Origin of the sequence: Lysinibacillus sp. FN11 (genome assembly GCF_024628845.1) — a bacterium.
Lineage (GTDB): Bacteria > Bacillota > Bacilli > Bacillales_A > Planococcaceae > Lysinibacillus > Lysinibacillus capsici.
Map to the genome: position 1 here is coordinate 2,978,298 of NZ_CP102383.1, position 18,249 is coordinate 2,996,546.

The 18,249-nt window shown below is 37.8% G+C and carries 16 protein-coding genes and 1 pseudogene; all 17 read right to left on the minus strand.

What is annotated here, in order from left to right; all coding sequences use genetic code 11:
• Positions 1–108: 108 nt before the first annotated feature.
• Positions 109–2,040 (minus strand): threonine--tRNA ligase, encoded by a 1,932-nt coding sequence (gene thrS, locus NP781_RS15835; RefSeq protein ID WP_221680973.1) that lies wholly within the window; start codon positions 2,038–2,040, stop codon positions 109–111.
• Between the two features lie 564 nt (positions 2,041–2,604).
• Positions 2,605–3,510 carry a primosomal protein DnaI gene (gene dnaI / locus NP781_RS15840; protein ID WP_232735597.1) on the minus strand — a complete coding sequence of 302 codons (906 nt, stop codon included), beginning with the start codon at positions 3,508–3,510 and terminating at the stop codon, positions 2,605–2,607.
• Positions 3,511–3,561: 51 nt separating this feature from the next.
• The gene (locus NP781_RS15845; protein ID WP_257520342.1) at positions 3,562–4,926 is read right to left on the minus strand and encodes a replication initiation and membrane attachment family protein; all 1,365 of its coding nucleotides are present in this window, start codon (positions 4,924–4,926) and stop codon (positions 3,562–3,564) included.
• A gap of 16 nt (positions 4,927–4,942) precedes the next feature.
• Positions 4,943–5,413, minus strand: coding sequence for a transcriptional regulator NrdR (gene nrdR, locus NP781_RS15850; protein ID WP_004226277.1), 471 nt, complete (start codon positions 5,411–5,413; stop codon positions 4,943–4,945).
• Between the two features lie 187 nt (positions 5,414–5,600).
• On the minus strand, positions 5,601–6,623 hold the full coding sequence (locus tag NP781_RS15855) for a glyceraldehyde-3-phosphate dehydrogenase (RefSeq protein WP_004226274.1): 1,023 nt from the start codon (positions 6,621–6,623) through the stop codon (positions 5,601–5,603).
• Positions 6,624–6,828: 205 nt separating this feature from the next.
• Entirely contained in the window at positions 6,829–7,422 is a 594-nt protein-coding gene (gene coaE, locus NP781_RS15860; RefSeq protein ID WP_036078324.1) for a dephospho-CoA kinase, read from the minus strand.
• A 13-nt stretch (positions 7,423–7,435) separates the two neighbouring features.
• Entirely contained in the window at positions 7,436–8,308 is an 873-nt protein-coding gene (gene mutM, locus NP781_RS15865; RefSeq protein WP_257520343.1) for a bifunctional DNA-formamidopyrimidine glycosylase/DNA-(apurinic or apyrimidinic site) lyase, read from the minus strand.
• Between the two features lie 12 nt (positions 8,309–8,320).
• On the minus strand, positions 8,321–10,948 hold the full coding sequence (gene polA, locus NP781_RS15870; RefSeq protein ID WP_257520344.1) for a DNA polymerase I: 2,628 nt from the start codon (positions 10,946–10,948) through the stop codon (positions 8,321–8,323).
• A gap of 4 nt (positions 10,949–10,952) precedes the next feature.
• A complete protein-coding gene (locus NP781_RS15875) occupies positions 10,953–11,105 on the minus strand; it encodes a hypothetical protein (protein WP_221680977.1) in 153 nt (50 codons plus the stop codon).
• Between the two features lie 56 nt (positions 11,106–11,161).
• Positions 11,162–11,548 (minus strand): hypothetical protein, encoded by a 387-nt coding sequence (locus NP781_RS15880; protein WP_255601189.1) that lies wholly within the window; start codon positions 11,546–11,548, stop codon positions 11,162–11,164.
• Positions 11,549–11,813: 265 nt separating this feature from the next.
• Complete coding sequence (locus NP781_RS15885) at positions 11,814–12,230, minus strand: DNA polymerase I (protein ID WP_221680978.1); 417 nt, start codon at positions 12,228–12,230, stop codon at positions 11,814–11,816.
• Between the two features lie 186 nt (positions 12,231–12,416).
• The gene (gene hflC, locus NP781_RS15890; RefSeq protein WP_221680979.1) at positions 12,417–13,427 is read right to left on the minus strand and encodes a protease modulator HflC; all 1,011 of its coding nucleotides are present in this window, start codon (positions 13,425–13,427) and stop codon (positions 12,417–12,419) included.
• Positions 13,427–14,398: an FtsH protease activity modulator HflK gene (gene hflK / locus NP781_RS15895; RefSeq protein WP_131521350.1), complete on the minus strand. Its 972-nt coding sequence runs from the start codon at positions 14,396–14,398 to the stop codon at positions 13,427–13,429. The genes hflC and hflK overlap by 1 nt, the downstream gene beginning before the upstream one ends.
• 149 nt (positions 14,399–14,547) lie before the next feature.
• On the minus strand, positions 14,548–15,261 hold the full coding sequence (locus NP781_RS15900) for an LrgB family protein (protein WP_004226253.1): 714 nt from the start codon (positions 15,259–15,261) through the stop codon (positions 14,548–14,550).
• Positions 15,258–15,625: pseudogene (locus NP781_RS15905) on the minus strand (CidA/LrgA family holin-like protein). The gene NP781_RS15900 and the pseudogene NP781_RS15905 overlap by 4 nt, the downstream one beginning before the upstream one ends.
• A 351-nt stretch (positions 15,626–15,976) precedes the next feature.
• On the minus strand, positions 15,977–17,512 hold the full coding sequence (gene pnpS, locus NP781_RS15910; RefSeq protein WP_257520345.1) for a two-component system histidine kinase PnpS: 1,536 nt from the start codon (positions 17,510–17,512) through the stop codon (positions 15,977–15,979).
• A complete protein-coding gene (locus tag NP781_RS15915) occupies positions 17,509–18,225 on the minus strand; it encodes a response regulator transcription factor (RefSeq protein WP_016993215.1) in 717 nt (238 codons plus the stop codon). Before NP781_RS15915 ends, pnpS begins: the two co-directional genes overlap by 4 nt.
• Between the last annotated feature and the right edge of the window lie 24 nt (positions 18,226–18,249).

Below are 18,249 nucleotides of genomic sequence, written 5' to 3' on the forward strand. Positions count from 1 at the left end.
TTTTCTTATCAGTGCTAACTTAACCAAAATGAAACTATTCTATACAAATGCAAGATTTATTTTATACAGAAACCCTCACTTTGGCAAGCAAGGGTTTCTAGTTAAAGATTATTTTGTAATTTCTGTTTTAATAGCTGATAGGAAATCCTCAAAGCTAATTGTTTCGGAATCTTTCGAGCCATAACGTCGAACATTTACGCCATTTGCCTCAACCTCTTTATCCCCGATAACAAGCATATAAGGAATCTTTTTCATTTGTGCCTCACGGATTTTATAGCCTAATTTCTCTTCACGATCATCCATTTCCACACGTAGACCAGCCGCTGTAAGTTGCTCTTCAATTTGCTTTGCATAGTCGAAGTGAGCTTCATTCGATACTGGAATAACTTCAACTTGTACCGGTGCTAACCAAGTTGGGAATGCACCTTTGTATTCTTCAATTAAGAAGGCAACAAAACGTTCCATTGTTGATACAACACCACGGTGGATAACAACTGGACGATGAGGTTTACCATCTTCCCCAACATAAGTTAGGTCGAAGCGTTCTGGTAATAAGAAGTCTAATTGAACTGTAGATAAAGTCTCTTCTTTACCAATTGCTGTTTTTACTTGAACGTCAAGTTTAGGACCATAGAATGCAGCCTCACCTTCCGCTTCAAAGTAGTCTAAGCCAAGTTCATCCATTGCTTCTTTTAGCATGCTTTGTGCTTTTTCCCACATTGCATCATCATCGAAGTATTTCTCAGTATCTGCTGGGTCGCGATAAGATAAACGGAATGAGTAATCATTAAGATCGAAATCTTTATAAACCTCTAAAATTAACTGTACTACTTTTTGGAATTCCGCTTTAATTTGATCTGGGCGAACAAAAATATGGGCATCATTTAATGTCATCCCACGAACACGTTGTAAGCCTGAAACAGCCCCTGACATTTCGTAACGGTGCATGGTGCCAAGTTCTGCAATACGCAATGGTAGGTTACGATAAGAATGCATGCTGTTTTTGTACACCATCATATGGTGAGGACAGTTCATTGGACGCATAATTAATGTTTCATTATCCATTTCCATTGGTGGAAAAATTGAATCTTGATAATGATCCCAGTGACCAGAAGTTTGATAAAGCTCTTTAGAACCTAATACTGGTGTATAAACGTGCTTATAGCCAAGTGATAATTCTTTATCGACAATATAACGTTCAATAACACGACGAATTGTTGCACCATTTGGTAACCAAAGTGGTAAACCTTGGCCAACTTTTTGAGAAGTTGTGAACAGTTCTAATTCTTTTCCGATTTTACGGTGATCACGTTCTTTTGCTTCTTCTAGCATTTGGAGGTGGTGTTTTAATTCCTCTTTTTTGAAGAACGCTGTACCATAAATACGTTGTAACATTTTGTTATCAGAGTTCCCTCTCCAGTAAGCCCCCGCTAATGATAAAAGCTTGAATTCACGAAGTTTACCAGTAGATGGTACGTGGATACCACGGCAAAGATCAAAAAACTCGCCTTGATAATAAATAGATACTTGCTCATCTGCAGGAATGGCTTCAAGTAACTCTAATTTATACTCATCACCAATTTCTTCATAAAGGGCTTGTGCTTCTGCACGGCTTACATTTTTGCGTTCTACCTCAAGGTTTTCAGCAATAATTTTCTTCATTTCTTTTTCAATGGCTGGTAGATCTTCAGCTGTGATTGGTGTTGGTGAGTCGATATCATAGTAGAAACCACCTTCAATTACCGGACCAATACCAAGCTTTGCATCTGGGAATAGACGTTTAATAGCTTGCGCTGTTAAATGGGCAGTTGAATGACGTAAAATTTCAAGTGCTTCCTCATCATCTTGTGTAATGATTGCAATTGTTGCATCCTCTTCAATTGGTGTTTTTAAATCCACTAACACACCATTAATTTTACCTGCATACGCTTTTTTACGTAAGCCAGGGCTAATAGATAATGCTACGTCATCAGTTGATGTGCCTTTTGCAAATTCCTTTATAGCGCCATCTGGGAAAGTTAATTTAATCATTTCTGACATCTTCTTTGCACTCCTTTGTTTTTGATAAATACATAATGCTTGATGATTGGCTGGAGCAATGTTTGTGTGACTCTACCGCTTGGTTTGAGCGGAGTCGTTGCTTTTTTGAGCATTTCTCTGTGCAATCAGAGCGGCATCTTCATGTTTCTGAGCGGTTTCTTACTCTCTAAGAGCAAGTTAACCACTTTCGCAAGCAACTTCCCTTCCTATAGGAGTGGGGCCATCACTTCTCACATCGATTTCAATGAAATCGGAGAAAAATAAAAAAAGCTCCGTCCCTCACAAAAGGGACGAAGCGTATGCTCGTGGTTCCACCCTTCTTCCTTCCGACTTACATAAAGTCAGACGAAGCTCAAGGCTAGCTAACGGGCTAGGGACCGGCGAAAGATTATCCCTTTCGCTGCTCAGTAGGTAGTAAATAATGTGCCCATACTAGGAAGTTTTCAGCCAATGACTTCCCTCTCTAAAAGCTGATACACAAAATTCATGTCCTCATCAATGCATATTGATATTAAGTATATGAGTCAGTATACGCTCGATTGTCGAAAAATGCAACTATCAATGTTACATCCGACGATTTTTGCCTCGCATTTCGATCGGCACTGTTAGGGCTTTAATTCGTTCCATAATTCGTCCCGCTTTGACAACCTCAATATCACCTTTTTGTGACTGTGCTAAGTGATGCTCTAATTCTTCATAGTTAAAATTAGACGTAATAAAAGTTGGCAATTGCTCTGCCATCCGATAATGGAAAATAGTCCCCAAAATTTCATCACGTGTCCAGGCAGTCATCGTCTCCGCACCTAAATCATCTAGCATTAAAACAGGAGCCTTTTTAATATAATCAATTTTCTCATTCAATGTATTATCACCAATGGCATTTTTCATTTCTCGTAAAAACTCTGGAACGAAAACTACCACAGAGCGGATTTTAATAGATGCTAATTCATTGGCCAATGCACCAAGTACAAAGGATTTCCCAACACCAAACTTACCATATAAGTAAAATCCTTTTGCAGGTAATTGACCAGTTTCTTTTGTTATTTTAACAAATTGAGCTGCTTTTTGTGCAATCGCCACACGTGATTCATCATCAATACTTAAATCATGAATTGTTGCTTGTAGCACATCTTTTGGCATATGCATACTTGCAATCATATTCGCAACATCTCGACGCTCTTCTTCCCTAATCTTTTGCTCACAGCGCACATAGTCCATTTCAATAGAATTCCGAACAACCCTTAATGTAGGGAGGAATCCTTTTAAATAGTTTGTACAATGTTCTGTATTATCACACCCACAGCACTCAGTAGATTGACTAATAAACTCATGCAGTTTAGGTAAATTTCGCTCAACATTGTCATAGCTTAATTCATCTGCATGCTGCGCTAAAAATTCCTGCACATGCGGATGCTCTAAAATTTCACGTCGCATGGCTTCATAGCGTTCTTGGAACGAGGGTACATTAATTGCTCGCTTTAGTGGTCCATTTATAGGTTCGATTACTGCTCACCTTCTTTACTATTCGCTTTTTCCTAGCATCTCTAATATTTTTTGTCGCTCTTTTTCAAAATCTATAGTACTAGAGGTAGATTCCTCTTGATTTTCATTTCGTTTATAGAACCATTCAGGCACTTTTTCTTCACGTTGATATCTTGAACGTCCCTTAGTCTGTTGACTCGTTTTATTGGAAGTTTGCGGCTTGTTTTTCCAGGCTGTATATTTATCATGCTCTTGGCGTGCAAGTTCCATTGCTTCCTTAGCTGTTTGGACATTTTTTCTTACCCAATGATCGGCAATCGTTTCCACATATTTTTTAGGGAGCTTCATATCTGTTGTTAGCATAACGTATTCTAACAATGCATTGACCACTCCAATTGGCATACCATGTTGAACGATTAAATTTTCTGCAAGCTGGACAGAGGTTTGTAATGGTTCTTTACCATTATTTATATCTCTTAAAACTTGGACAGGCGCCGTTGTTTCTAAATAGTGTTGAAGCTCCTGATCCTTGGTTTTTTGTCCCGCATCTGCTACTGGTAAAGGCTCGGTGACACGCGCAAGTTTTGGCGGTTCCTTGGATACGGTTAATTTATAAAAATCAGCAGCAGCCTTTCGTAAACGTTCCTGAGAAATTCCTAAATCATCATCTAAAGCAAGTATGACTACTTTTTGCATATCAAGGGCTGTTAAATGATATAAAAATGCCAACTTGGCTATAGCTTCACGCACCTCAAATGTCAATAAATTAGAAGGTACCAATTGCTCAGACAAACCCGCTTGCAATAAATCAAAATCGAATTGCTCCAAATAAAAAGGATATACTTTTTGCTGTTTATCCTTATGACTTGTATCCACTTGTAAATCTGATGGAATATTGGCATGCACAGGCTTATAGACATCAATAAAAGCACGAGATACATCCTTAAACGCCGAGTCCTTTACAGGTGACATAAAGCGCTGACGTAAGTTGCGATAAGCCTGCTCTCCAATTTTACTAAACAAAAACATCGACAGCAGCGGGTCTTTCATAAAGCTATCAGCATCTAATGGGCGCTGTAGCTCATATAAAAAACTACGCTCACCAGCATTTTCTTTTTTCCATGTACGCAGCAAACCAATAGCTTCTAATGCAATACGAGCCTCAAACACTTTACCAATTGGTAGCCCTAGCACATTCATTAAATAATAATGTGTCATTTGCTGCTTTGGCATTTGCTCTGCTTCTGCCCACAATGTTAAATAGAGGCTAACTGGCTCTGATCCCGTTAATGGTTGATAAAATAATGTAACTAATTGACGCTCTTGTGTAGAAAATGCATGAGGTAGACGAATGTCGAAAGGATCGCCAGGCTGCAATTCCTTATATAAATGAATCAACGTCATTCATCCTCTCTGTTTGCTATGATTTCTTCTCCGTTTGACGTTGAATAATGTCCTTTATTTCCTCAATAAAGACATTGATATCTTTAAACTGACGGTAGACCGACGCAAAACGCACATAGGCAACCTCATCAATTTTGGCTAAGCGGTCCATGACCATTTCGCCAACATCTTCTGAGCGTACTTCCGAATTCCCAATACGACGAAGATCTTTTTCAATGGACAGAACAAGTTCCTCCAGCACATCAAGTGCCACTGGACGTTTTTCACAAGCACGAATAAGCCCACGAAGTACCTTCTCACGGCTAAACTCTTCTCGTGAACCTTCCTTTTTGACAACGACTAATGGCGTCTCTTCAATTTTTTCAAACGTTGTAAAACGGAAGCCACATGACTCACATTCACGACGTCTACGTATTTCTTTATTATCATCTACTGGCCTCGAATCCACAACACGCGTTCCGTTAAATTGGCAAGATGGACATCTCATATAATTACTCTCCTGGTTTACAACAATTTAATATATCTATTATAACAAATTTCCTACATGTAAGAAAAGTGCATTCACGTTTGTGGTCTCATGATAAATCTAAAGCACCTGAAGTACAAGATAAGTTTCTGTAAAAAAAGAGCACATTGAAACCTTTTCGATTTCAATGTGCTCTCTATAGAAATTATTACGCGTTTACCGTTTCTAAAGCATTTGCCACTTTTTTTACAAGGTCCACAACGCGTGCAGAGTAGCCCCACTCGTTATCATACCAAGCAAGTACTTTTACTTTGCGGTTGCCTAACACCATTGTAGAAAGCCCATCAACTGTTGAAGAATAAGTTGTTGTATTGTAATCAGAAGATACTAATGGCTCAACAGAGAAATTAAGGATCCCCTTCATTGGACCTTCTGTTGCCGCTTTTACAAATGCTGCATTGACTGCATCAACTGTTACATCTGTATTTAAATCTACTACAAGGTCAACTAAAGATACGTTTGGTGTAGGAACACGAAGTGCCATACCATGAATTTTACCTTCTAATTCAGGTAAAACTAATTTTAATGCTTTCGCTGCACCTGTAGATGTCGGGATAATGGATTGGGCGCATCCACGTGCACGACGTAAATCTTTATGCGGATTGTCTAAGTTCTTTTGGTCATTTGTATAAGCATGAACTGTTGTCATTAAACCATTCTCAATACCAAATGTGTCATTCAATACTTTTGCTACTGGCGCTAAGCAGTTTGTTGTACAAGAAGCATTTGAAATAACATCATGTTTAGCAATATCCAATTTGTCATCATTAACACCTAAAACAATTGTTACATCCTCGTTTTTACCTGGTGCTGTTAAGATTACTTTTTTCGCGCCAGCTGCTAAGTGCATGGCTGCTTTATCACGTTCATTAAATTTTCCCGTAGCTTCAATCACGATATCTACACCCATTGTAGACCAAGGTAATTTTAATGGATCACGTTCACTAATAATTTGAACACGTTTACCATTTACAACTAAAGCATCGCCTGCTGGTTCTACCGTACCTTCAAAAGTTCCGTGATTTGTGTCATACTTAATCAAATGTGCTAACGTTTCTGCAGGATAGCTTGCGTTAATCGCAACGATGTTTAAATCTTGTTGTACGATAGCCTGGCGGAAAACCATACGTCCGATACGCCCGAAACCATTAATAGCAATTGATACTGTCATTTATAATATCCTCCTGTGAGTACATACTCAGATTAATTAATTATATACTTTATGGTGATTAGTATAACACAATTTTAAAAAAGATGAACATTATATATTGAGAATATAAAAGTTCTTATTTTCTGAAAAATCATTCTTTATTATGGCGTTTCCCCATAAAAAAATGCGTAGCAAGGTGCCTTGCTACGCATCATAAAAGAACTCATTAAATAACATCCCAATAATGCAGGATTTTTTTTAATTGTTCTTCAGTACTTTCTATATTTTCATTATTATAAATGACCGCATGTGCACCCTTTTCTTTGACAGACATCGGCAGTTGAGAGTGCATACGTGCCAAGGCATCTTCTTTAGATAAATTATTTCGTTCCATTAAACGTCGAAGCTGAACTTCTTCACTGACCGATACCACAATGATACGTTCCACAAAATGTTGAAGCTTACTCTCAAATAACAAAGGAATGTCCATCACAACATGTTCATGTCCTGCTTCTAAATAGGCATCACGCTGACGTAACATTTCTTTTCTGATTGCCGGATGCATGATATCATTTAACGTTTTGCGTTTTGCAGGCTCATGGAATATGATATCTCCCAGCATAGTTCGATTTAAATTGCCGTCCTCAAGCAAGATAGCTTGTCCGAAGCTTTCAGCAATCAATGCTAATGTCTCTGTTCCAGGTTCTACGACATCTCGTGCTACAACATCTGCATCAACAATCGGTAAACCCAGTTCGCTCATCATTTTAGCTACTGTACTTTTTCCACTTGCAATACTTCCTGTAAGTCCGATAATCATTGCTAAATCCCCTTTAATGTTGACAATTTGGGCAATAGACAGAGGTACGCCCTCCAATTGTCATTTGACTTGTAGCCGTTTCACATGCTGGACATACCTTTTTCCCATACATTTTTAATCGATTCTGCATACTCCCGGCTTCCCCATTAATATTCCGATAATCAGAAATAGTTGAACCACCCGCTTCAATGCTTTGACGTAGGACAGCAACAATCTCCTCAAATAATGCTCGCTTCCGCTTTTCACTAATGCGGCTCATTTTGCGTGCAGGGTGAATTTTCTGAGCAAACAATGCCTCTGTTGCATAAATATTGCCACAACCCGAAATGACTTGCCCATCCATAATTACTTCTTTTACGGCTTTATTTTCATATTTCGGTAGCTTAGATTTTGTTATAAAAAAATCACATGCATGCTCATCAAATGGCTCTGGTGCCATTTTTGTCAATGGCGCATGATCTTCAATTTTTGTCAGAAAACGTAGTTCACCGAAGCGACGAATATCTGAATAAATCAAGTATCCCCCATCTGCCATTTCAAATGTCGCATGGATATGCTTTTGAAATTTCGCCTCATTGATTTCTTCGGGTGAATTCACAACAAACCAAGCACCTGTCATACCTAAGTGACTAACAAGTACGTATGGAACATCATCCTTCAGCAAATGAAAGAAAATATATTTGGCTCTTCGTTCAATTCTGGTAATGGTCATCTGGGACAAAGTACTTTCAAAAGCATCAGGCTCTGCTTGTTTGACAATACATTGTTTACCCTCACTAAAAGAGAAATGTACTCGTTCAGAAAGCTTAACCTGTTGAATGGTACGTCCTTCAACTGTTGGCTTCAATGCCTGGACGACACCCTCTACCTCTGGTAATTCAGGCATTTGAATCCCTCCTTATTTTGCCTCGTACCATGTTGAGCCATGATTAAAATCTACTTTAAGCGGTACAGCAAGCTCAATAGCGTTTTCCATAACTTCTGGTACAATTTTTTCTAGTAAGGCAATCTCTTCCTTTGGTGCCTCAAAGATCAGCTCATCATGCACTTGAAGCAGCAGTTTTGCCTGCATCTTTTCTTTTTTCAATCGAGCATCCATATCAATCATTGCCTTTTTAATGATATCAGCTGCACTACCTTGAATTGGCGTATTCATCGCCGTACGCTCAGCAAAGCTTCTTAAATTAAAATTCGAGCTTGTAATATCCGGTAAATAACGGCGTCTATTTAATATCGTTGTCACATAACCATTAAATTTCGCATTTTGTACAATGTCATCCATGTACTGTTTTACACCAGGGAAACTCGCGAAATACTTTTCAATAAAATTAGCCGCTTCCTTACGCGTAATATCTAAGTTTTGTGATAGACCATAATCACTAATACCGTAGACTATTCCAAAGTTAACAGCTTTCGCTGCGCGACGCATATTACTATCAACCTCATCTTCTGACACATGAAATACATCCATAGCTGTACGTGTATGAACGTCCATTCCTTCACGGAAAGCCTCAACAAGGTTTTGATCTTCTGACATATGCGCAAGAACGCGTAATTCAATTTGCGAATAGTCAGCAGAAAATAATATCCAATCCTCTTTTGAAGGTACAAAGGCTTGACGAATTTTGCGGCCCTCCTCTAAACGAATTGGGATGTTTTGTAAATTTGGGTCTGTTGAGCTTAAACGCCCTGTTGCAGTTAAAGCTTGCTGGAAGCGTGTATGCACTTTACTATCTGATTCATGAATCTCCTTTAGTAAGCCTTCAATATATGTGGATTGTAATTTTCCAAGTTGGCGATACAACAGAATATGTTCGATGATAGCATGCTCTGACTGTAATTTTTCTAGGACATCCGCAGCAGTTGAATAGCCTGTCTTCGTCTTTTTAATCACAGGTAGCCCTAGCTTATCGAATAGAATCACACCTAATTGTTTTGGTGAATTAATATTAAAGGTTTCTCCAGCTTCTGCATAAATTTCTTGCTCAATTACCACAAGCTTATCATTAAGCTCTTGCCCCATTTTCTCTAACGTAGCACGGTTAACCGTAATCCCTTCGCTTTCCATTTCACCTAAAATCCCTGCTAATGGTAGCTCTAGGTTTTTATAAAGATCGAATTGTTCATTTTCCTTTAATAAGGCTTCCAGTTTCGGCTGTAATGACCATACTGCAAAAGCTTTACGGCTAACATGCTGTGCAAGTTGATCCAAATCAGGAATTGCACGCTTAGCACCTTTTCCATAAACCGCTTCATCTGCTTGGACATCATAGTATCCTAATTCCCTTGCAAGTGTTGCGATATCATCGCCACTTAATGCTGGATTATTAATATAAGAGGCAAGTAGCAAATCAAAGTCAACGCCAGCTAATTGAATCCCAGCTCGCTTTAATGATGCTTGAGCTGCCTTAGAATCGGACATATATTTTATTTTTGTGGCATCTTCTAGCCAACGACGGAGAGTATCTGATTTTGCTGCATTCTCAAATGGAATATATTGCGTCTTTATGCCGTCAGATAATGCAATTCCTAGCTGCTGACAAGTATGATAGTGCTCGTTTTCAAGCTCTACATGCACAGCCATCACATCTTGTAAATCCTCAGGTCGAACTTCCTGAACAAGGTCATAATCGAAAGGAGTTTGCTCTTTTTCCTGCACTGTAAAGTCACTTTTATCAAGCAGCGATTTAAAGCCAAGCTCACGCCACAAATTGATTAATTCATCTTCTTTTGGCCCATTATAGGCAAGATCAGCCAGTGAAATGGTGATTGGAGCATCCGTATAAATCGTTGCCAGCTTCTTACTCATGATGGCCTGCTCTTCATTAGCTACAAGCTTTTCCTTCATTTTAGAAGCTTTCAACGTATCCATTGCTTCATAAAGTGCTTCAACGGAGCCATGCTCTTTTAATAATTTTACAGCCGTTTTTTCCCCGACGCCTGGTACACCAGGAATATTATCGGAGGAATCCCCCATCAAGCCTTTCATATCAATAATTTGGAGCGGCGTTAACCCGTACTTTTCCGCAATAAAAGCTGGTGTATTTTTCTCTATTTCCGTAATACCCTTTTTCGTTATATAAACGGTTACTTGCTCTGTCGCCAGCTGTGTTAAATCACGGTCTCCAGAAACGATGATAACATCTATATCCTGCGATGAAGCCTCTTTTGCAAGCGTTCCGATAATATCATCTGCTTCATATAATTCCTGCTCATATTGCTTAATGCCATACGCATCAATGAGCTTTCGTAAATATGGAAATTGCTCTGATAATTCTGGTGGTGTCTTTTGACGTCCTCCTTTATATTCTGTAAAGGTTTCATGGCGGAATGTTGTTTTCCCCGCATCAAAAGCAACCAATATTTTCGTTGGCTGTTCTTCCTCTAATATTCTTTGTAGCATTGTTGTAAAGCCGTATACAGCATTAGTATGAATGCCACTATCATTCGTTAGCAATGGCAACGCAAAAAACGCGCGATACGCTAAACTATTACCGTCCAATAATAGTAATTTTTCCTTGGTCATGATTTTATCCTCCTGCGTTGTCTTCTACTTCTACTTTATCATAACAATACATTTCAAGTAAAAAAAGCAGGCGTCCATCCTCAAGGTTATCCCTTATTTTTAATGGTTTATCCACCACTTTTAAGGCTCTATCCGTTACTTTAGCATTCCTATTCATTCAAAAAAGCCAACCGCTCGCACAGCGGTTGACTTGCTTAAAATATTTTAACATCCTTAACGCATATTACCTATAATAGACGAACGACTATCCTGCATTTTTTTTACAAAATTAGTCATTACATCAAAAGCCTCATTCCGTTTACTATTCATGCTTTGTAAACGGAGCATATCCATTTGCTGAGAATTACTTAAAGCATCCATTTGACCTTGCTGTGCATTCAAATCAGTTAGCTGCTGATTTCGTTGTTGAACACCTTCTAGTTGATCCTTAAGTTGATTTTCTAACAGCTGTGCTCGCTGTGATTGAACTGCCTGTAATGCCGATTCTAGATCCATGCCTTGAATATCAATTGGTTGAATTTGGCTATTAGCAGAGGATTGCCCTGCCCCACTAAATAATAATCCCACTGCTAAAGCACTTCCAAACACTACCTTCTTCATCTTGAACCTCCTCCTATTAATGAATCTTTGCTTATCATACATACTAAAGGTTAAAACTAGGTTAAAAAAATCTAATTTTCATTATGGTATGTATGTATCCGCCTATCAAGTTTAGTCATTGACTATTCTCAATATCTTGACTGTACTACAGATTAAATAAGGGCAATACTGACAAATGTTAATAATTTACGTGTTAACAAGGCATAAAAAGCAAAAACTTTCATTCAAGGACAAGTCTCCTGTGAATGAAAGTTCCTAATAGTTGTTATTGATTTGAAGTACGATAAAAAACTTCTTCATAGATGACAGTTAGTATAAATGCATTCATAAAAGCAAACACAAGGAATAACGGCATGCCACCTAATTGTAGATGTGTTAGCTCTTGATTAAAGACCATTACTGTACTAATTTGTGCTAAAAAGAAGATTAAGCCAATTCCAACCTGCCAAATAGGACGCTTGACCTTTCTTTTTTCATACCAAAATAACTTCTTAAAAAGGTTTCTTACATCATCTGCAATAATGATACTGACTAAAAAGATACAAACAAAAAACACTGGTATATGATAAACACTCTTCGTCACCCACGAAAAATCGGATAGACGGTAGAAAAGTGTTAATATCGAAGCTATACTACAAGCAATTCCTAAATTTTGGAGCCATTTGCTAATTTGTAATTTCAAAGCCCTTACCCCCAACTATTCTTTTTTAAACATTATCATTCTATCAAATTATAGTTGATTGGGGAATACAAACTTATAAATTTCTATTATTTTTATACTATAATAATTCGATTTCACGGATAGTTATAATTCTAGTGCAACAAGAAAGTCGTCTCCTAAAAGACAGAGACGACCTTTAAACTGCGTTTATTTTATATAACCAGACAAGATGTTGGCATATGGTGAAGTAGCTGGCAAGATAATAACCGTATCTTCCCCAACCGTTTTCTTATAGGATTCTAGTGTGCGGTATAAAGAATAAAATTCAGGATCTTGTGAGAAAGATTTATTGTAAATCTTTGCAGCCTCTGCTTCTCCTTCAGCTTGAATTAAAGCAGCTTCTTTACTTGCTTTAGCAAGCATTTCTTGTACTTGTTGATCCGTTTGTGCCTCAATACGACGTTTCTGTGCATCTCCCTCTGAAAGATACTTTTGTGCAATTGATTCACGATCTGAAATCATATTCGTAAAAACGGATTGTTCATTTTCAGTTGGTAAATCAATGCGACGTATACGTACATCTACTACTTCAATACCATAGTTATCGTTGGAAAGAAGTTCATTAACACGTTCAGTTACTTGATCGTTGATGCTGCCTCGCGAAGAATCCTCATCATTTATAATCTCAGTATAGTTAATTCGGCCAAGTTCAGAGCGAATAACAGAATAAATGAACTCTTCCATACGTGATTCAACTTTTTCTATCGTACCAGCATTCGAAATTAATAACTTAGGGTCTGTAATACGCCATACAGCATAATTATCAATAATAATTCGTTTTTTATCCTTTGTATTAATCTCTTCTTCCGAAATCTCATATGTCATTTGGTTTTTTGGTAACTTCGTGACACTTTGAATAAAAGGAATTTTTATATTTAAACCTGGTTCACGCTCAAACTTAACAACCTCTCCAAACTGCCGAACAACTGCATACTCTGATTCTTTAACGATATAAATATTCGTTAATAAAGTAATCACTAGAGCGAATATGACCGTTAAGGTTACAGCTAGAGAGATATATTTTTTAGGATTCTTCGGTCCTTTCTTCGACATTTTCACTACATTGTCTCCCGAATCACCTTCTGAAGGAGCAGCTTTTTTACTTTTGCCAGATAAGAAATTGAGGAATTTTTCTAGATCCTTATTTTTTTGGTCCATTAGTTACCGCTCCCCTCTTTTTTCTCTGTTTGTGTCTGTTGCGACTGTTGAGGCTGTAGTTGCTGAAGTGGTAAATACTTCATCGTACTACCATCATCATTCATAATGTAAATTTGGGCTTTTGGTAAGACATTTTCAAGCGTCTCTAATATTAATCGCTCTCTTGTAATTTGCTGATTTCCCTTGTATTGCTCATACATTTTATTAAAGACGGCTACATCTCCTTGAGCTTGCTCGATACGGGCTGTTTTAGTACCTTTAGCCTTTGACATAATAGCATCGCGTTCACCCTGAGCCTCATTAATGCGTTGGTTTTCATATTTTTCAGCTTCATTTATTTTTGTATTTTTCATTTCACGTGCATCTGTTACAGCAGTGAATGCTGCACGCACATCTTTATTTGGCAATTCTACATCTTGCAATTTCACACCTAAAACGCTTATTCCAATATCGTATTTTTCAATAAGAGAAACTAATAATTGGCGAGTATTTGCTTCGATGTCAGCTTTACCTTCCGTTAACGCTGCATCGATAGAAGAACTTCCGATTATAGAACGAATGGCACTCGATGTCGCGCTATGTAATATTCTTTCGGGATCTTGCGAATTAAATAAAAACTTATTAGGCTCTGTAATTTTCCATTGAACAACAAGGTCTGTTAAGACAATATTTTCATCCCCTGTAATCATTTTTGTTTCAGCGTCGTATGCCTCTAGCTCACCTGCTTTATTTTGCTTATAACCAAATTGCAGACTAAATGTTTCTTTTGACAAAATTTCTACGGATTGGACGGGCCAAGGTAATTTAAAATGAAGACCTGGATTTGTTACTGTATCATCGGCACGACCAAATGTAATAACCACAGCTTGCTCTGATTCATCTACCGTGTACCATGAAGTAAAAACTGTAATAAGTGCAATAATTCCAAATATTCCAAGTCCAACAATCATTAGTGTCCTTTTCACACTCATGTCTGTTCCTCCTTTTGCTTAGTACTATTGTTTACGGTGAACCTTTATAAAAAGTTTCAAAATATTTTCATATAATGCTTGTAAAGGAGAGAATCCTCTGTATCTCATGCTTAACAAAAGCTTTTTAAAGCAAAAAATCCTGTTACCTTTTATGGCAACAGGATATTGATAACCAGATGTTCAAATACTGGGAAAATGGTTGTGGATAATACAATACTAATTAATGCAGCAACGATCATCGCTAGACTAGCAAATGTGCCTTCTAGCTCTCCAAATTCAAATGCTTTTGATGTACCCGTTCCATGAGCACCCATACCAAGCATTAATCCTCTAGATGAAGGTCTGTGAAAACGACATACTTTGATAACGATTGGCGCTAACAAGCTCCCTAAAATACCAGTCGTCATAACGAAAACAGCTGTAAGGGTAGGAGAACCACCAATCATATTAGAAATATCCATCGCAATAGGAGTTGTTACAGAACGTGGCACTAAACTATGCACCAACTCATCATTTAAGCCCACCAATAGAGCCATCATAAAGGATGACACAATAGCAACCGCAGAACCAACAGCAATGCTGATGAAAATTTCAAATGCGTGTTTTTTTAATAGGTTGACATTTTTATATATAGGAACGGCAAACGCAACGGTTGCTGGTCCTAGCAAATTTGTTAAGACACTCGCTCCAGAATTGTAGGATTTATAAGAAATTCCTGTCAATAGTAAAATACCTATAATTACTAAAGGTGTAATCAGCATAGGTGTCAGCCATTCTTTTTTATATTTCTTATAAAACATTTTACAAATATAAAAAATAGCAACAGTCCCAAGTAAGCTGACAATGGCGATTAATAAAGTCATATCGCATCACCCTTCTTTCGCTGCTCTAGCCATTGTGCTGTATACCCCGTTACAAACATTACCACAATGGCACTCGCAACAATGACAAGCACAACCTTCATTCCTTGCACACCGAATAAGGCATGATAATCAATAACACCGATGGCAGATGGAATAAAGAATAGTAAGAGTTCACTTAATAGTACGGCTGCTCCTAATTCAATCCATTCAAGTTTGATTATATGAAACTGTAACATCAAAAATAATAGGACAAGTCCTATTATACTCCTGGAATCGGCAAGTGAAGTAGGCGTGCAATAGTATTTCCGATTAATAATAGTATATAAAGATAGCCGATTTGCACGATACTTTTGACGATTTTCATGGTCATCCTTCTCTCATTTTTTTCTCTGCCTCAACAGTCGGGAAAACACAATTCGAATGATAAGAAGGTTGATTCACTGACTGTCAAAGCGTTCGTCTAACAGACAATCGCGGATAAGATGGTTGTTAAACTTTATGCTACTATACTTTACACCTATTTACGTTCCCTGTAAAACAGAAAAAGAACCTAGTGTCTAAAAAACACTAAATTCTTTCTGTGGCGAATATAAAGCAGTTAAAAATCTTCTATTAGATTTTTATGGTCATCGTCTTAACAATCATATTGGGGGTTTCTAGTAATAAGTATAGTGCCCTAATATGAATGTAACATGTTGTTCATGTAAAGGATTTGTTAATTTTTCGGAATCATGACAATCATTTTAGTTCCTATGCCGACTTCGCTCTCTACTTGAATTCGGCCATGATGAGCCTCTACTAAATGCTTAACAATCGCTAACCCTAAGCCTGTTCCACCAGAATTACGACTTCTCGCTCGATCCACCCGATAAAATCTTTCAAAAACGCGAGGTATTTCATGTTTTTCAATGCCAATCCCTTGATCCTCTATTTCGATAATGCCATGTGTTTCATTTTCCTTTAATCGAATAGAAACTGTCGTGTTTTCAGGAGAATATGTAATCGCATTGGTAATTAAATTCGTCACGATCTGAATGATACGATTGGCATCCCCCATAACCTGAACATCTCGTTCGATATCCACCTGGAAGCTCATATTTTTTTCATCCAATCGCGGAGCTGTCAATTCTGCTCCACGAATTAGAACATCCTGTAAGCCCATCGGCATAATGTTGACAGTAAAACCATGCTGCTCGATCTTTGAGAGCTCTAGTAAATCTTGAATCAGCATTTGAAGTCGATTACTTTCTTTATATATAATCTCCAAAAAGGAAATCAGCATTTTTTCGTCTTTATAGGCCCCATCCAATAAAGTTTCTGAAAAGCCTTTAATAGATGTAATAGGTGTGCGTAATTCATGTGATACATTCGCAACAAAGTCTTTCCGAATTTGTTCTAATCGAACTAGTTCCGTGATATCATGCATAACGATAACAACGCCTAGCCATCGTCCATGATCTCCGATGACCGGTGCCCCATAAACTTCTTTGTTATAAAGCTCTTGCTGTACTTCCATTTTAATTTGTTGTCGATAAGGCATTTCTGTCAGAAAGACATGATCGATAAATTGTTCTAATGATTTAGGTAAGCCTATTGTACGAAAAACCTTTCCTTGGACATCATCAAGCTGCATTCCAAAGCGCTCTAGAAATACTCGATTTACAATGGAAATATTTCCTTCACGACCAATCATCATAAGGGAGCTCCCCATATTTTCAATTAAGGTTTTCAGTCTTTCTTCCTCTACTTCTCTTATCGTTGTAATATCTTGCAAATTCCGTGCCAATATGTTTATAGAATGACTCAGTGGTATCATCCGTTCATGTTCATTTTCTTGAGCACGCGCACGATAGTTACCCTTTGCAAGCTCAAGGGCAGTGTCTGTCACATTATCAATCGGTGCAGTAAAGTTACGTATCATATAACGACTTATAATTGCTATTAATATCAACGTGATGGTAAAGAGAATAGCCAGTACTCCATAAAGGCGAGCACGCACATAGTTCAATAAGGATTCGTCTCGTTCCATAGCCTGAGCTGCGTACAAGGCTTCCTGATCTTCCTTCGTTAAATCCATTTTGCGTTCATCGATTACTTGGTCCATTGATGTCCTTATCTCAGTTGTTGCCTGCTCGTTATATTGCTTGATATAAACAGGAAAAAGCTGACCTATAACAATCATTAGGACAGCTAGTATCGTTCCAAGTAAAAGCATGAATGTCAAGAATAAGCGGTTGCTCATCGATTTCATGTCGTTTTCGGCTCCTCAAATTTATAACCAAGGCCTCTAATTGTTTTAATAAACATCGGCTTACGGCTATTTTCTTCAATTTTATCGCGAAGGTGGCTAATGTGTACATCCACAATTCGAGTATCGCCAGCAAAATCATATTTCCATACAGCACTTAATAGCTGATCACGTGTTAATACACGATTTTTATTTTCAAGTAAATAGATGAGTAGCTCAAACTCTTTTGGTGTAAATTCCAGTGCCTCATCCTGTAAAAATACTTCAAATCGCTCTGGGTACACTCGCAATTGTCCAAACTCATACATTTTTTCCTGCGCCTCATCCTTATCATCTGCGACAACATTTTGCGTGAAACGTCTTAATACAGCCTTGACACGCGCTAAAACTTCACGAGGACTAAAAGGCTTTGTCATGTAATCATCTGCTCCCAACTCAAGACCAAGAACTTTATCAAATTCGTCATCTTTAGCAGTTAGCATAATAATTGGCGTATTCATACGTTGTTGTCGTATTTGTTTACAGACCTCCATGCCATCTAGTTTTGGAAGCATCAAATCTAAAAGAATTAAATTTGGCTGTAAGTCGATTGCTTTTTCAAGCCCTTCCTGACCATCAGCAGCCGTTTCCACTACATAGCCTGCCTGTTCTAAATTATATTTCAATAATGTTGCAATCGAAAATTCATCTTCAATTACTAAAATCGTTTTTGTCATGTCTAATGCCTCCGTTAGTGATTT

Excerpts from the sequence above, each read along its gene's own strand:
- NP781_RS15915 (WP_016993215.1), bottom strand. The coding sequence starts at position 18,225 with ATGACAAAAACGATTTTAGTAATTGAAGATGAATTTTCGATTGCAACA.
- polA (WP_257520344.1), bottom strand. The coding sequence starts at position 10,948 with ATGACCAAGGAAAAATTACTATTATTGGACGGTAATAGTTTAGCGTAT.
- coaE (WP_036078324.1), bottom strand. The coding sequence starts at position 7,422 with ATGATTATCGGACTTACAGGAAGTATTGCAAGTGGAAAAAGTACAGTA.
- NP781_RS15855 (WP_004226274.1), bottom strand. The coding sequence starts at position 6,623 with ATGACAGTATCAATTGCTATTAATGGTTTCGGGCGTATCGGACGTATG.
- NP781_RS15845 (WP_257520342.1), bottom strand. The coding sequence starts at position 4,926 with ATGACGTTGATTCATTTATATAAGGAATTGCAGCCTGGCGATCCTTTC.
- mutM (WP_257520343.1), bottom strand. The coding sequence starts at position 8,308 with ATGCCTGAATTACCAGAGGTAGAGGGTGTCGTCCAGGCATTGAAGCCA.
- NP781_RS15875 (WP_221680977.1), bottom strand. The coding sequence starts at position 11,105 with ATGAATAGGAATGCTAAAGTAACGGATAGAGCCTTAAAAGTGGTGGAT.
- NP781_RS15900 (WP_004226253.1), bottom strand. The coding sequence starts at position 15,261 with ATGACTTTATTAATCGCCATTGTCAGCTTACTTGGGACTGTTGCTATT.
- thrS (WP_221680973.1), bottom strand. The coding sequence starts at position 2,040 with ATGTCAGAAATGATTAAATTAACTTTCCCAGATGGCGCTATAAAGGAA.
- hflC (WP_221680979.1), bottom strand. The coding sequence starts at position 13,427 with ATGGACCAAAAAAATAAGGATCTAGAAAAATTCCTCAATTTCTTATCT.
- NP781_RS15880 (WP_255601189.1), bottom strand. The coding sequence starts at position 11,548 with ATGAAGAAGGTAGTGTTTGGAAGTGCTTTAGCAGTGGGATTATTATTT.
- hflK (WP_131521350.1), bottom strand. The coding sequence starts at position 14,398 with ATGAGTGTGAAAAGGACACTAATGATTGTTGGACTTGGAATATTTGGA.
- nrdR (WP_004226277.1), bottom strand. The coding sequence starts at position 5,413 with ATGAGATGTCCATCTTGCCAATTTAACGGAACGCGTGTTGTGGATTCG.
- pnpS (WP_257520345.1), bottom strand. The coding sequence starts at position 17,512 with ATGAAATCGATGAGCAACCGCTTATTCTTGACATTCATGCTTTTACTT.